This is a genomic window from Microbacterium sp. YJN-G (genome assembly GCF_015040615.1).
Lineage (GTDB): Bacteria > Actinomycetota > Actinomycetes > Actinomycetales > Microbacteriaceae > Microbacterium.
Genome location: NZ_CP060402.1, coordinates 3,063,071 through 3,076,287, shown reverse-complemented (window position 1 = coordinate 3,076,287; position 13,217 = coordinate 3,063,071). Strand labels below are relative to the sequence as shown.

Sequence of the window (13,217 nt, the reverse complement as noted above, 5' to 3'; positions counted from 1 at the left end):
CAGACCGTGGACCGCAAGGCCGCTCGCCGTGAGCGCATGGCCGCAGCCCGCGCCAGGGCCGCCGGACCCCAGGTCGAGGACATGACCGAGGCAGAGAGGGAGGAGCACGAGCTCGCCGAGAAGGCGCGACTCGAGGGCGGCGGCATGTTCGACGGCCCTGCTCCCGGCAAGGCCGATCACTTCGGTCCGAGCTTCAAGCGCATGATCGGGCTGCTCAAGCCCTCGGCCGTGTGGTTCGTGCTGGTGTCGTTCCTCGGTGCGATCGGCGTGGTGCTGGCCGTGGCCGCACCGAAGGTGCTCGGCGAGGCGACCAACGTCGTCTACGAGGGCTTCGTCTCGCACGTGCTCGGCACCGGCTTCGGGGACTTCCCCGGATTCCCCGAGGGGATGAGCAAGGCCGAGGTCGTCGAGGCGCTGCGCGCCGCAGGCCAGGACGACTTCGCCAACATGGTCGGAGCCATGGAGAGCTTCCAGGTCGGCGCCGGGGTCGACTTCGACAGGCTGCGCTGGATCATCATCGCCGTACTGGCGATCTACGTCGTCTCGGCGGTGCTCAGCTGGATCCAGGGCTACGTGATCAACGTCATCATGGTGCGCACCATGTGGCGCCTGCGCGAGGACGTCGAGGCGAAGATCAACCGGCTGCCGCTGGCGTACTTCGACAAGGTGCAGCGCGGTGAGCTGATCTCGCGGGTCACCAACGACATCGACAACATCACCCAGACCATGCAGCAGTCGCTCTCGGGCGCGCTGACCTCGGTGCTGACGGTGGTGGGCGTGCTCGCCATGATGTTCTCGATCTCGTGGCAGCTCGCCCTGGTGGCGCTGGTGTCGCTGCCGCTCATGGCTGTCATCTTCGGCGTCATCGGTCCGCGCTCGCAGAAGGCGTTCGGCATCCAGTGGCGCAAGGTCGGCCGGCTGAACGCCCGCGTCGAGGAAGCGTTCTCGGGTCACGCGCTCGTGAAGGTCTTCGGGCGTGAGCAGGACGCGCTCGACCGGTTCCAGATCGAGAACGAGGAGCTGTACCAGGCGAGCTTCAAGGCGCAGTTCCTGTCGGGCATCATCATGCCCGCCATGATGTTCATCGGAAACCTCACCTACGTCGGCATCGCCGTGCTCGGTGGTCTCATGGTCGCCGGCGGCAACCTGCGCCTCGGTGACGTGCAGGCGTTCATCCAGTACTCGCAGCAGTTCAGCCAGCCGCTCAGCGAGCTGGGCGGCATGGCCGCCGTGGTGCAGTCCGGCACCGCGTCGGCCGAGCGGGTGTTCGACTTCCTGGATGCCGAGGAGCAGGACGCGGATGCCGAAGAGGCGCCCGCCCTTCGACAGGCTCAGGGACCCACAGGTGGAGTGATCGAGTTCGAGCACGTCGCCTTCTCGTACAGCGAGGACCGTCCGCTCATCAAGGATCTGTCGTTCCGGGTGGAGCCGGGCCAGACCGTCGCGATCGTGGGACCGACCGGTGCGGGCAAGACCACGCTGGTGAACCTGATCATGCGGTTCTACGAGCTGAACTCCGGCCGCATCCTGATCGACGGTCAGGACATCGCCGAGGTGAGCCGCGAGGATCTGCGTTCGCGCACCGGCATGGTGCTGCAGGACCCGTGGCTGTTCGCGGGCACGATCCGCGACAACATCCGCTACGGGCAGGAGAGCGCGAGCGACGACGAGATCATCGCCGCAGCGAAGGCGACCTATGTCGACCGCTTCGTGCACTCGCTGCCCGAGGGGTACGACACGGTGCTCGACGAGGACGCGTCGAACGTCTCGGCCGGTGAGCGGCAGCTGATCACGATCGCCCGCGCGTTCGTGTCGCAGCCGTCGATCCTCATCCTCGACGAGGCGACGAGTGCGGTCGACACCCGCACCGAGCTGCTGCTGCAGCACGCCATGGCGGCGCTGCGCGAGGGGCGCACCTCGTTCGTGATCGCGCACCGGCTCTCGACGATCCGCGACGCCGACCTGATCCTGGTCATGGAGCACGGCGACATCGTGGAGCAGGGTGACCACGACGAGCTGATCGCCAAGCAGGGCGCCTACTGGCGGCTGTACCAGTCGCAGTTCGAGCAGGCCGCGACCGACATCGACGCCGAGGAGTCACTCACCGGCACGACCCCGGTCATCGTCACCGGCGAGGCCGAGGATGCCGCATCCGACGCCGCTGCGCTGCAGGACGTGATGGAGGCGCCGGACGTGGTGCAGCTGGCCGAGGCCGTGCGGGAGGCCGAGTCCACGGCATCCGACCCCGAGCGCCCCTGACCCGCCGACCCGAGACGCCCGCCCCCTCCCGAGACGCCCGCCCCCTCCCGGGGCGGGCGTCTCGCGTTCCCGCCCCGCTGCCCCGCCCCGCCCCCCGCCGCGGCCCCACCTCCGTGAGAAACCACATCGCGCATGAGAAACCCTGCGTGGACGCGTTTCTCACGCCGAAAGTGGTTTCTCGCGGGGGGCGGGAGGGCGGGGGTCAGCCGTTGTCGAGGCCGAAGAGCTCGAGGGGGTGCGTCAGGCGCCACCAGGGGCTCGGGGCGGAGATCTCCTCGGCGAGCGAGACCGACGTCTGCGCGGTGTCGACGGGGCCCTTCGCGGTGAGTGTGCCCACCTCGGCGCCGGCGGCGGTGCGGTCACCGAGATCGAGCTCGGTCACAGCGGTCGCCGAAGCGCCGTTCCACAGCACGACCTTGGTGTCGGCATCCGTCACGACCTCGACGCGGTCTCCCCACACCGTGGCGACCTGGCCGACCACGGTGCCCTTCGGCACCGACACCGGCTGCTCGGCAAGCGACGCCTCGACGCCCGCGAGCAGCTGCCTGGTCACGGCGAGCCTGTCGTCGTTGCTGTCCTGCCCGAGCACCGCGGCGTATACGCGCACGGTGGTGTCGCCGACCGGGACGTCCTTCGCGGTGAGCAGGTTCCAGTGCGAGAGTGTGCCGGTCTTCACGCCGACCACGCCCGCGTCGTCGAGCATCTTGTTCGTGTTGGTGACCGTCCCCACGCCGGGGATCTCCGCCGAGCGGGTGGCGACGATCTCGGCGAACACCGGATTCTTCATCGCCACCTCGGCGAGGCGGATGGCCCCGGCGGGAGTGGCCACGTTGTCGCGGTCGAAACCGGACGGGTTCACGAGCGAGACGCCCTCGATGCCGTGGTCGCTCAGCCAGGTCGCGGCGGCCTCGGCGAAGGCACGATCCGAGCCCCAGATCTCCTCCGCGAGCCGGTCGATGTAGTTGTTCGCCGAGCCGAGCAGCACGCCCTGAAGCATCTGGTACTCCGTCAGGCTGCCGCCCACCGGCACGTCCAGCGCCGACTGGTCGGACCACCGGTAGCGCCAGTACTCGCGCGAATCCTCCCGCGTGAACTCGAAGCTCGGCCCCTGCTCGCCCACCTTCAGCGGCATGGCGTCGAGCACCATCAGCGTCGAGGCGACCTTCGTGATGCTCGCGATCTCGTCGCGTTCCGGGGTCGATGACAGCGGGGCGATGCCCTGCACGGACACGGCCGCGCTGCCGTTCTCCGGCCACGTCGCCGTAGCGGCCGGGGCCGGCTCGATCGCGATCTGCTCGGCGGTGACCACCGGAGCGACCTCACTCAGCGGCCACAGCAGCGTGGATGCCACGTACGCGACGCCCACGGCGGTGAGGATCCCCGCCGGGACGAGTGCCCGCGGTCGTCGCCATCCCCGGCTCAGGTGCGCACCGGCGAACAGGTCGGGTGCCGGCTGCGGCTCGGGGGCGGCATCCGAGCCGATGGTCCGCGGGTCCAACCACGTCAGCGCGGTCGTCGGATGCTTGTCATCGGCCCACGCGCGCACCGGCCCCGCGTCGGGCATCGCGTTCGTCGCGGGGACCGGCTCAGCCGCCGGCACCACCGCGGGCACCACCGCGGGCACGCCGCCCGGCACCGTCGCGGGCTCGCGCAGGAACTCGGGCTCCGGCTCGTCCGGCTCAACCGGCTCGGGAGTCCGATCGATGACATTCACAGCGTCAGTATCCCCGCTGGATGCCGTCACGGCGGGAACCGGCTCTGCGACACGAATCGTTGCCGCGTCCGCGCCGCTCTCCGGTGTCTCCTCGGCCGCAGGCGGCGTCGCGTTGCGTGCACGCGTGCGCTCACGCAGCGAACGGCGCGTGAGCGGGCGCGTGGAGTCGCGCGTGGAGTCGGGGGAGACAGTCACCCGATCAACGGTACCCAATCACCCTGTGCATGCGCCGTCACAACGCCGCCCCGGCATCCATCCGGACGGCTAAGATCGAGGGCATAACCACGGGAGTCCGGCGTGCCGGGCTGAGAGGAAGCGAACCGCGCTTCGACCGTCGAACCTGATCCGGGTCATGCCGGCGCAGGGAGGAGTTCCTATGAGCACGTCTGCATCCACGTCCACCACCACCCCGGCGGCCGCAGGCCGCAACCTGCGCTGGCGGGTCGTCGACATCGTCGTCGCCAGCGTCATCGCGGTCGCCTGCGCCGTGCTGTTCCTGCTGTGGAACGTCGGCTACGAGGCGCCGAGCGCACTGCTCTCGCCGCTGCTGCCCGGCCTGCAGGGACTGCTGGCCGGTCCCTGGCTGATCGCCGGCGTGCTGGGCGGGCTGATCATCCGCAAGCCGGGGGCCGCGATCTACACCGAGCTGGTCGCCGCGATCATCTCGGCGCTGGTGGGCAACGTCTGGGGCCCGCTGACCATCGTCTCCGGCCTCGTGCAGGGCCTGGGCGCCGAGCTGATCTTCCTGATCTTCCTGTACGGCGTATGGCGCCTGCCGGTGGCTGTGCTCGCCGGTGCCGCCGCGGGCCTGGCCTGCGGCATCAACGACCGCATCCTCTGGTACGCGGGCGCCGACACCCTGTTCACCTCGGTGTACATCGCCTCCACCACCATCTCGGGCGCAGTGATCGCCGGACTCGGCGCCTGGCTGCTCGTCAAGGGGCTCGCCGCCACCGGCGCGCTGAGCCGGTTCGCCGCCGGTCGGACGGCGAACGCACGGGTGTGAGCACCGTCGCGGCCGCGCTCGAGGCGCGCGGCTGGGGCTGGCGCTACGCGACCCGGCTGCGCTGGGCACTGCGTGAGGTCTCGCTGCGCATCGAGCCCGGAGAGCGGGTGCTGCTGCTGGGAGCATCCGGCTCGGGCAAGTCCACCCTGCTGCAGGGTTTCGGCGGCGTGCTCGGCGGCGCCGACGAGGGTGAGGAAGCCGGGGCGCTGCTCGTCGACGGCCTTCCGGCCTCGTCGGTGCGGGGCCGGGTCGGCATGGTGCTGCAGGACCCCGACACCCAGACGATGCTGGCGCGCGTCGGCGACGACGTCGCCTTCGGCTGCGAGAATCTCGGCGTCCCGCGCGAGGAGATCTGGCAGCGGGTAGGACAGGCACTGGATGCCGTGGGCCTCGACGTCGCGCTCGACCGGCCGACCTCGGCGCTGTCGGGCGGGCAGAAGCAGCGGCTCGCGCTCGCGGGCGTGCTGGCCATGCGGCCAGGGGCGATTCTGCTCGACGAGCCCACCGCGAACCTCGATCCCGACGGCGTCGCCGAGGTGCGCGACGCCGTCGGGCGGGCACTGGATGCCACCGGCGCGACCCTGGTCGTGATCGAGCACCGCATCGACGTATGGCTGCCGCTCGTCCAGCGCGTCATCGTGCTGGGCGCCGAGGGCGACAGCACGGTCGTGCTCGCCGACGGCACTCCCGAACAGGTGCTGCATGCGCGCGGTGCCGAGCTCGCGGCATCCGGGGTGTGGGTGCCCGAGCATCCGCCCGCCGTCCCGCCGCCACCGGCCCGGGCGCCGGGAGAGACGCTGGTCCGCACCGACGGCCTGATCGTCTCGCGCACCCCGGGCACCCGCGTCGCCGGACCGTTCGACCTGCAGGTGCGCGCGGGGGAGGTGCTCGGCATCGTCGGGCCGAACGGCGCCGGCAAGTCGACCCTCAGCCTCACCCTCGCGGGGCTCATCCCCGCCGAGGGCGGCCTGGTCATCGCATCCGACGCTCTCGCGTCCAGCGCCGCCGTCGCGCGTCGGCGCCGCCGCGACGCGAGCGCCGCGCACGACCCGCACGCCTGGTCGTCGCGCGCACTGCTGACCCGCATCGGCACCGTGCTGCAGAGCCCCGAGCACCAGCTGCTCGCCCGCACCGTGCGCGACGAGCTCGAGATCGGGCCGCGCGCGCTGGGGCTCGGCGAGGGCGAGATCGCCGAGCGAGTCGACGAGCTGCTGCACCGGCTGCGGCTCGACCGTCTCGCGCAGGCGAACCCCTACACGCTCTCGGGCGGCGAGAAGCGTCGGCTGACGGTCGCCGCGGCGCTCGCCACCAGACCCCGGATGCTGGTGCTCGACGAGCCCACCTTCGGGCAGGACGCCCGCACCTGGGCCGAGCTCGTGGCCCTCATCGCCCGCCTGCGCGACACCGGCACCGCCGTCGTCGCCGTCACGCACGATGCCGAGGTGCTGCGCGCCCTGCACGCGCGCACCCTCGCCTTCGGCATCCCGCACGCCCGCACCCCGGAGGTGGCACCGTGACCGCCCTGGCCGCCGACGCACGCATCGTGCGCAGTGGGCCGATCGCGACCCGCAGCCCGCTGGCCCGGCTCGCCGCGGCGCTGCTGATCAGCCTGCCGCTGATCCTCTCGATCGACGTGCTCTCGGCATCCGTCGCGCTGCTGCTCGAGATCCCGATCCTGCTGCTGTGCGGACTGACCGCGCGCGAGTTCTGGCTGCGCACCGCGCCGCTGTGGATCGCGGCGCCGCTCAGCGCCGTGACGATCGCCCTGTACGGCGCGCAGAGCGGCACCGTGCACTTCGAGTGGCTGCTCATGCGCGTCAGCGACGGCTCGCTGTCGCTGGCCGCCGCGACGGCCGTGCGCGTGCTGGCCATCGGCCTGCCCGCCGTCGCCCTCTTCGCCACCGTCGACCCCACCGACCTCGCCGACGATCTCGCCCAGCGGGCGCACCTGCCCGCGCGGTTCGTGATCGGCGCACTGACCGGGATGCGGCTGCTCGGGCTGCTCGCCGACGACTGGCGCGCCCTCGCCCTGGCGCGGCGCGCCCGCGGCGTCGCCGATCAGGGGCGCATCCGCCGGGGGCTCGGGATGGCGTTCGCGCTGTTCGTGCTGGCGATCCGGCGCGCCTCGTCACTGGCGACCGCCATGGAGGCCCGCGGCTTCGGGGGCACGGGCAGGCGCACCTGGGCGCGCCCCTCGCGCTGGGACCGCGGCGACACCGCGCTGCTGGTGCTCGCGGCGCTCATCCCGGTGGTCGCGCTCGCCGAGGCCGTCGCCCTCGGCACCTGGAACTTCATCCTCGGGCCGAGCTGATCAGCCCTCCGCATCCGGCGGCGCCTGCGGCGCCCGCGCAGCCCGGCGGTACCGGCGGTTGCGCGATCCGAGCAGGATCGACGCGACCACGGCCGCGAGGACGGATGCCGTGAGCACGGCGACCTTCGCATGATCGTGCTGCGCGCTGCCCGCCGCGAAACTGAGCTCGGCGACCAGCAGCGAGACGGTGAACCCGATGCCGGCGAGCAGCCCGACGCCGGTGATGTCGATCCAGCGCAGGCTCGGGTCGAGGTCGATGCGCCGCACGCGCGTGATGATCCAGGTGGCGAGTGTGATGCCGATCGGCTTGCCGACGACGAGGGCGAGCACGATGCCGAGCACGACCGGATCGCCGAACGCCGACGCGAAGCCCTCGCCGCCACCGACCGCCACCCCGGCCGAGAAGAACGCGAAGACCGGCACGGCGAAGCCCGCCGAGAGCGGCCGGAACCGGTGCTCGAACAGCTCGGCGAGGCCGGGACCGGCATCCGCGCCGCGGGCGGCTCGGCGATGCAGCACCGGGATGGTGAACCCGAGAAGCACGCCGGCGATCGTCGCGTGGATGCCGGAGGCGTGCAGGAAGGCCCAGGCGACGCCGCCGATCGGCAGCAGGATGACCCAGGCGGCGGAGGAATGCAGCCCGAAGAACTCGCGGAACCGCTGGGCGATGAGCCCGTAGACGGCGATCACCGCCAGCGATGCGACCAGCGGGAGTACGTCGATCGACTCGGTGTAGAAGATCGCGATGATGGCGATCGCGATGAGGTCGTCGACCACCGCCAGGGTCAGCAGGAAGATCCGCAGCGCACTCGGCAGGTGCGAGCCGATCAGGGCGAGCACCGCGACGGCGAACGCGATGTCGGTCGCGGTGGGGATCGCCCAGCCGCGCGCGGCCCCGGGCGTTCCGGCGGCGACCGCGAGGTAGATGAGCGCCGGGACGATCACACCACCGACCGCGGCCACGATGGGGATGACAGCCGTGCTGAAGCGACGCAGGTCGCCGGCGACGAACTCGCGCTTGAGCTCGAGGCCGACCAGGAAGAAGAAGATCGCGAGCAGGCCGTCGGCCGCCCAGGCGCCGAGGCTCAGGCGCAGGTGCCACGGCTCATAGCCGACCTCGAGGTCGCGCAGCGCGAAGTACGAATCCGCCCACGGCGAGTTCGCCCAGATGATGGCCACCGCGGCGAGGGCGACGAGCAGGATGCCGCCGACGGTCTCCTTGCGGAGGATCTCGGCGATGCGCAGCGATTCCGCGCGGGAGGACGAGGGGAAGATGTCACGGACGCGGGACAGGCGCGGGAAGCGGGACATGAGGTGCCTTCGGGTCGTCGAACAGGACTTCGTCGACCAGGCTTCCCGACACTCCGCGACCCAGCCTATCCGGGCCCGGCGCCGCCCGCGATCCGGAGGTGGCGTTCCACAGGTCGCGGTAGAACGCCAGCCGCTCGCGGTCGGGTTCAGACGTTGTCGCTCACGCGCTCGTCGCTCAGACGCTCTGCGGAGAGCGTCTTGGTGGGCGCCCTCCGCTCGCGCACGATGCGGCGCACGCGCAGCACGACGAACAGCACCACCGCGGCGACGCAGGTGACGATCACGGCCAGCTGCAGCACGTCGGCGTACTGCTCGACCCCGCTCCAGTTCTCGCCGAGGAAGAAGCCCGCCAGCACGAACACGGTGTTCCACAGTGCGCTGCCCGCGGTCGTCAGCAGCAGGAAGCGCAGCAGCGGCATCCGCTCGATGCCGGCGGGGATCGAGATCAGGCTGCGGAACAGCGGGATCATCCGGCCGAAGAACACCGCCTTCGACCCGTGCCGCGCGAACCACGCCTCGGCGCGGTCGACGTCCTCGACGTTCATCAACGGCATCCGCTCGACGATGCGCCGCAGGCGCGCCCGTCCCAGCCATGCGCCCAGCCCGTACAGGGCGAGTGCGCCGATGACCGAGCCGAGCGTGGTCCACAGCAGCACCTCGAACAGGCCGAACGTCCCGCGGCTCGCGGTGAAGCCCGCGAGGGGCAGCACGATCTCGCTCGGCAGAGGCGGGAACAGGTTCTCCAGAGCGATCGCGAGACCCGCTCCCGGGGCGCCGAGCCACTCCATCAGCTCCACCGCCCACTGCGCGACCGCGTTCAGACCCTCCGCACCGTTCTGCATGCAAACGACGCTACGGAGCCTCGCCTGTGGAATCAGTGGGGGCAGCCGTCGAGACCGTTCGGGATATCCGTAACGTCACCGCGCGAGGCTCACCTCACCTCGTGTCGCCTCACCTCACCAGCGGGCGCAGGACCTCCTCGAGTACGACGGCGTGGTTGTGCTCGGTGTCGTGCAGCGCGTAGACCAGCGTGACCACGGGACGGCCGCGCAGCTCGTCGACGAGGTCGCGCAACGCGTCGGCGCTCTCGCCCGAGAGCTGCGCGCGGTAGCTCTTCGCGTGCGCCTCGAAGGCGTCCGGGGTGGCGTGCCATTCGCGGCGCAGCTCGGCGGTCGGCGCGATGTCCTTGGCCCACAGATCGATCGCCGCCCGCTCCTTCGAGACGCCACGCGGCCACAGCCGGTCGATGAGAACGCGGAACCCGTCGTCGTCCGAGGCGTTGTCGTAGGCTCGTTTGCGACGCAGTTCCATGCCCTCAGCATCCACCCTCCGTCACCCCCTCGCCAGGTGGGGCACTCAGAACCACGTATGCTGAGACTCAGTCGCATTTTCGTCGCAGCGCGTCGTTCGAAGGAGAACACATGCAGATCACGGGACAGGGTGCCCTCGTCACGGGCGGCGCCAGCGGGCTCGGCCTCGCCACCGCCCGGCGCCTCGCCGCCGCCGGCGCGCAGGTCACCATCGTCGACCTGCCGAATTCGGCCGGCGAGGAGATCGCCGCGGAACTCGGCGGTATCTTCGCCGCGGCCGACGTGACCAGTGCTGACGAGGTGGCCGCAGCCGTGGCATCCGCTGAATCCATCGCGCCGCTGCGCGTCGTCGTCAACTGCGCCGGCATCGCCCCGCCCGCGAAGGTGCTCGATCGCGACGGCACCCCCGCCGACCTCGGCGCGTTCGAGCGGATCATCCGCATCAACCTCGTCGGCACCTTCAACGTCACCTCGCAGGCTGCGGCCGTCATGGCGCAGAACGAGCCGATGGCCGACGAGCGCGGCGGCAGCGGCGACCGCGGCGTCATCATCAGCACCGCCAGCGTGGCCGCGTTCGACGGCCAGATCGGCCAGCCCGCCTACTCGGCATCCAAGGGCGGCGTGCACGCCATGACCCTGCCCATCGCACGGGAGCTCGCGCGTTACGGCATCCGGGTGTGCACCATCGCGCCGGGGATCATGGAGACCCCGATGCTCGCAGGTCTGCCGCAGGCTGCGCAGGACTCGCTCGGCGAGCAGGTGCCGTACCCGTCGCGGCTCGGCCGGCCGGAGGAGTATGCCGCGCTCGTGGAGCACATCGTCGCCAACGGCTACCTCAACGGCGAGACCATCCGCCTCGACGGCGCCATCCGCATGGCCCCGAAGTGACCCGGCCTCAGTACCCGAAGCGACCCCGACTCGAAGGAGAACCCATGTCCCTCGCAGGAAAGACCATCCTGATGTCGGGCGGCAGCCGCGGCATCGGCCTCGCCATCGCGCTGCGCGCCGCCTCCGACGGCGCGAACATCGTGCTGCTGGCCAAGACCGACAGCCCGCATCCCAAGCTCGAGGGCACCGTGCACAGCGCGGCCGAGGCGATCCGTGAGGCGGGCGGGCAGGCGCTGCCGATCGTCGGCGATGTGCGCAGCGACGACGACATCACCGAGGCCGTGCTCAAGGCGCAGGGCGAGTTCGGCGGCATCGACGTCGTCATCAACAACGCGAGTGTCATCGACCTGTCTCGCTCGACCGACCTCGACGCGAAGAAGTACGACCTGATGCAGGACGTCAACGTGCGCGGCACGTTCATGCTCTCGCGCGCCGCGATCCCGGTGCTGCGCGAGGCGGCGAACCCGCACATCCTGTCGCTCTCGCCGCCGCTGAACCTGTCACCGAAGTGGCTCGGCGCGCACACCGGATACACGCTCGCGAAGTACGGGATGACCATGGCCACGCTCGGGCTGGCGGCGGAGTTCGCGGATGCCGGAGTCGCGGCGAACACGCTGTGGCCGCGCACGACCATCGCGACCGCGGCCGTGCAGAACCTGCTCGGCGGCGACAAGGTGATGGCCGCGAGCCGCACCCCCGACATCTACGCGGATGCCGCGTACGCGGTGATCACGAAGCCGGCCGCGTCGTACACCGGTCAGACGCTGATCGTCGAGGACGTGCTCGAGGCTGACGGCGTGACCGACTTCTCGAAGTACGCCGCCGTGCCAGGCACCCCCGACGACCGGCTGTTCCCCGACATCTTCCTCGACTGATCGCCTGGGTTCTACAGAGCGTCCGATCTGAGCAGGGGCCACGCGCCCCGGAGGCTCCGTGCAGCGCGAAGCGATGCGTGGAGTGGGGCGTGGGGACGGGTCCCTGAGGCTCTCGAAGGGCCACGAGTCAGAACAGCAGGTAGACGGCCCCGGCGATCGTGAGCACGATCACCAGTCGGTCGAACAGCTGCTGCGGCATCCGCTTTGCGACCCGCATCCCCGTCAGCGCACCAACCACCACGAGCGGTGCGAGGATCAGATCCATCAGCAGCACCTCGGGGGTGATCAGGCCGAGTCCGGCGAGCATCGGAACCTTCATGAGGTTCACGATCGCGAAGAACCACGCCGCCGTGCCTAGGAAGACCTGCACCGGGGTGCGGGTGGCGAGGAAGTACATCGACATCACGGGGCCGCCGGCGTTCGCGACCATCGTCGTGAACCCCGCGAGCGTCCCGTACCCCGCCGCGGGCAGCAGGCCCGACGCCGGCTCGCTCGACCGGCGCCGACGCCACAGGGTGATCGCGATCATCACGAGCAGGATCACGCCGATCGTGCGGCGCACGATGTCATCGTCGCCGAGCGCGAGGAACGCGAAGCCGGCCAGCAGCCCCGCGATCACGGCGGGGGCGAGGCGCAGCAGCGTCGGCCAGTGCGCGTGCCGGCGATAGGCGATCAGTGCGAACGCGTCGCCGACGATGAACAGCAGCAGCATCGCCGCGGTCGAGGTGCGGGCAGGCAGGATCGACGCGAGGATCACCACCGACACGGTGGATGCCCCGGGCACGGCGGTCTTGCCGAGCCCCGCGATCACGGCCGCCACCCCGAGCAGCGCCCACGCCCACGGGGCGAAGTCGGTCACGCGCGCACGACCGCCAGCGCCGCAGCGAACCGCGCGGCCCGGGCCTCGAGGTCGGCCCAGTCGCCGGCCTTGATGGATGCCGAGTTCGCCAGGTCTCCGCCCGCGCCGACGGCGACCGCCCCGGCTGCGAACCAGTCGGCCACGTTCTCGGGCTTGACGCCGCCGGTGGGCATCAGGGGAGCATCCGGGAACGGACCACGCAGCGCACCCAGGTACGACGGGCCGCCCAGGGATGCCGGGAAGATCTTCACCACGTCGACGCCGAGGTCGAGTGCGACCATCACCTCGGTCGGGGTGAGGGCGCCGGTCATGACCACCTTGCCGGTGTCGAGCATGGCGCGGGTGAGGTCCGGCAGCGTGCCGGGGCTGACGAGGAACGCCGCGCCCGCGTCGGCCGCCGCCTGCGCCTGCTCGGCCGTGGTCACCGTGCCCGCACCGATGTGAGCCGCGTCGCCGTGCCGGGCGATGAGCTCGCTGATCACGGCGGGGGCATCGGGTGTCGAGTAGGTGACCTCGATGCCGGGGATGCCGCCGCGGATGATCGCATCCGCCGCCTCCAGCGCCGACTCGGCGGACGGGGCGCGCAGCACGGCGAGGACGCCGGCGGCGCGGGCGGGGGCGAGGCGATCGGTCATGGAGGATCCTTCCAGAGGGGGCGGGCTCCATTCTCCCAAGCGCCACCTG

Annotated in this window: 12 protein-coding genes and 1 riboswitch; of the genes, 6 read left to right on the top strand and 6 right to left on the bottom strand. The window is 71.3% G+C overall.

What is annotated here, in order from left to right:
* The first annotated feature begins 36 nt into the window (after positions 1-36).
* Positions 37-2,259: an ABC transporter ATP-binding protein gene (locus H7694_RS14765; protein ID WP_193599260.1), complete on the top strand. Its 2,223-nt coding sequence runs from the start codon at positions 37-39 to the stop codon at positions 2,257-2,259.
* A 202-nt stretch (positions 2,260-2,461) separates the two neighbouring features.
* Here H7694_RS14765 and H7694_RS14760 read toward each other — a convergent pair whose 3' ends face one another.
* A complete protein-coding gene (locus H7694_RS14760) occupies positions 2,462-4,168 on the bottom strand; it encodes a D-alanyl-D-alanine carboxypeptidase family protein (protein WP_193597201.1) in 1,707 nt (568 codons plus the stop codon).
* Positions 4,169-4,247: 79 nt separating this feature from the next.
* A riboswitch (TPP riboswitch) is annotated at positions 4,248-4,359 on the top strand.
* On the opposite strand from H7694_RS14760, the gene H7694_RS17735 reads away from it, so the two are divergent.
* From H7694_RS17735 to H7694_RS14750, 3 genes are all read left to right on the top strand, one after another.
* Positions 4,350-4,979, top strand: coding sequence for an ECF transporter S component (locus tag H7694_RS17735; RefSeq protein ID WP_227468162.1), 630 nt, complete (start codon positions 4,350-4,352; stop codon positions 4,977-4,979). It overlaps the preceding riboswitch by 10 nt.
* Positions 4,976-6,496 carry an ABC transporter ATP-binding protein gene (locus H7694_RS14755; RefSeq protein ID WP_227468161.1) on the top strand — a complete coding sequence of 507 codons (1,521 nt, stop codon included), beginning with the start codon at positions 4,976-4,978 and terminating at the stop codon, positions 6,494-6,496. Before H7694_RS17735 ends, H7694_RS14755 begins: the two co-directional genes overlap by 4 nt.
* Positions 6,493-7,290: an energy-coupling factor transporter transmembrane component T family protein gene (locus H7694_RS14750; RefSeq protein WP_193597199.1), complete on the top strand. Its 798-nt coding sequence runs from the start codon at positions 6,493-6,495 to the stop codon at positions 7,288-7,290. Before H7694_RS14755 ends, H7694_RS14750 begins: the two co-directional genes overlap by 4 nt.
* Here the strand turns inward: H7694_RS14750 and nhaA are convergent, their stop codons facing one another.
* The 3 genes from nhaA to H7694_RS14735 form a co-directional block, all read right to left on the bottom strand.
* Entirely contained in the window at positions 7,291-8,601 is a 1,311-nt protein-coding gene (nhaA, locus tag H7694_RS14745; protein ID WP_193597198.1) for a Na+/H+ antiporter NhaA, read from the bottom strand.
* Between the two features lie 146 nt (positions 8,602-8,747).
* Entirely contained in the window at positions 8,748-9,443 is a 696-nt protein-coding gene (locus tag H7694_RS14740) for a DedA family protein (protein WP_193597197.1), read from the bottom strand.
* Positions 9,444-9,552: 109 nt separating this feature from the next.
* Positions 9,553-9,912 (bottom strand): DUF488 domain-containing protein, encoded by a 360-nt coding sequence (locus tag H7694_RS14735; protein WP_193597196.1) that lies wholly within the window; start codon positions 9,910-9,912, stop codon positions 9,553-9,555.
* A gap of 110 nt (positions 9,913-10,022) precedes the next feature.
* Between H7694_RS14735 and H7694_RS14730 the strand changes: the two genes are divergently transcribed.
* Complete coding sequence (locus H7694_RS14730) at positions 10,023-10,799, top strand: SDR family NAD(P)-dependent oxidoreductase (RefSeq protein WP_193597195.1); 777 nt, start codon at positions 10,023-10,025, stop codon at positions 10,797-10,799.
* Between the two features lie 44 nt (positions 10,800-10,843).
* Complete coding sequence (locus H7694_RS14725; RefSeq protein WP_193597194.1) at positions 10,844-11,674, top strand: SDR family oxidoreductase; 831 nt, start codon at positions 10,844-10,846, stop codon at positions 11,672-11,674.
* 127 nt (positions 11,675-11,801) lie between these two features.
* Here H7694_RS14725 and H7694_RS14720 read toward each other — a convergent pair whose 3' ends face one another.
* Positions 11,802-12,533, bottom strand: a complete 732-nt coding sequence (locus tag H7694_RS14720; protein WP_193597193.1) for a sulfite exporter TauE/SafE family protein — start codon at positions 12,531-12,533, stop codon at positions 11,802-11,804.
* Positions 12,530-13,168, bottom strand: a complete 639-nt coding sequence (locus H7694_RS14715) for a bifunctional 4-hydroxy-2-oxoglutarate aldolase/2-dehydro-3-deoxy-phosphogluconate aldolase (RefSeq protein WP_193597192.1) — start codon at positions 13,166-13,168, stop codon at positions 12,530-12,532. The genes H7694_RS14720 and H7694_RS14715 overlap by 4 nt, the downstream gene beginning before the upstream one ends.
* Positions 13,169-13,217: the final 49 nt, after the last annotated feature.

Excerpts from the sequence above, each read along its gene's own strand:
- H7694_RS14740 (WP_193597197.1), bottom strand. The coding sequence starts at position 9,443 with ATGCAGAACGGTGCGGAGGGTCTGAACGCGGTCGCGCAGTGGGCGGTG.
- H7694_RS14730 (WP_193597195.1), top strand. The coding sequence starts at position 10,023 with ATGCAGATCACGGGACAGGGTGCCCTCGTCACGGGCGGCGCCAGCGGG.
- nhaA (WP_193597198.1), bottom strand. The coding sequence starts at position 8,601 with ATGTCCCGCTTCCCGCGCCTGTCCCGCGTCCGTGACATCTTCCCCTCG.
- H7694_RS14765 (WP_193599260.1), top strand. The coding sequence starts at position 37 with ATGGCCGCAGCCCGCGCCAGGGCCGCCGGACCCCAGGTCGAGGACATG.
- H7694_RS14735 (WP_193597196.1), bottom strand. The coding sequence starts at position 9,912 with ATGGAACTGCGTCGCAAACGAGCCTACGACAACGCCTCGGACGACGAC.
- H7694_RS14715 (WP_193597192.1), bottom strand. The coding sequence starts at position 13,168 with ATGACCGATCGCCTCGCCCCCGCCCGCGCCGCCGGCGTCCTCGCCGTG.
- H7694_RS17735 (WP_227468162.1), top strand. The coding sequence starts at position 4,350 with ATGAGCACGTCTGCATCCACGTCCACCACCACCCCGGCGGCCGCAGGC.
- H7694_RS14725 (WP_193597194.1), top strand. The coding sequence starts at position 10,844 with ATGTCCCTCGCAGGAAAGACCATCCTGATGTCGGGCGGCAGCCGCGGC.